Source organism: Mangrovihabitans endophyticus (assembly GCF_014646155.1).
GTDB lineage: Bacteria > Actinomycetota > Actinomycetes > Mycobacteriales > Micromonosporaceae > Actinoplanes > Actinoplanes endophyticus.
This window is the reverse complement of sequence record NZ_BMMX01000188.1, coordinates 1-547: the sequence shown is the minus strand read 5'-3', so window position 1 is coordinate 547 and position 547 is coordinate 1. Positions and strand designations below refer to the sequence as shown.

Here is a 547-nt window from a genome sequence, read left to right as displayed (position 1 = left end):
AATTCTCTCAAGCATAATAATTTCTAGCTCCTGTCCTTAATGTGAAAAGCGCATGCAAAATGGCTGTTATATCTTCATCAAAAAATTCTAAAATATAGAATACAAACACACAACTAGCCATTAAACCCATAGCATAGAGTGGTTGGAATGAAAGTAACCATGCCGACATTAAGAAACTAACAATCCAACTATCCAAGTTTAATCCCAAAAAAGTTTCTCTTTTGCTGATTTCTCTAATGTTGATACTTTCAACACAAACAATATGCAATGCCATCTAAAATAACCATTGACTTAAAGTTTTAGCATTAGAAATAGCAGCGGTTATAATGATAATCCCAACGCATTTCCAACCAATTTCTCCAAGCCTGTCCCAATTTTTATAGGCGTAAATGCAAGTCCCAACAATGATTAGACTACCGATAGCTTTGATAAAGTCATTGCTTATGAAATCCAATATTTGAGTGGATTTTTATTTGTAATCTGGCGCCGCCAATAAAAAACTAGGCATTAACATTGCCAAACTCATCATTCTACGAATTTGCTTAAA

1 protein-coding gene is annotated in these 547 nt (G+C 33.6%); it reads right to left on the bottom strand.

From position 1 onward, the window contains the following. Window positions 1–7: 7 nt before the first annotated feature. Window positions 8–274: a hypothetical protein gene (locus IEY73_RS33090; protein ID WP_001173705.1), complete on the bottom strand. Its 267-nt coding sequence runs from the start codon at window positions 272–274 to the stop codon at window positions 8–10. Window positions 275–547 lie beyond the last annotated feature (273 nt).

Bases quoted from the DNA above. Each gene is read 5' to 3' on its own strand.
- IEY73_RS33090 (WP_001173705.1), bottom strand. From the start codon at position 274: ATGGCATTGCATATTGTTTGTGTTGAAAGTATCAACATTAGAGAAATC.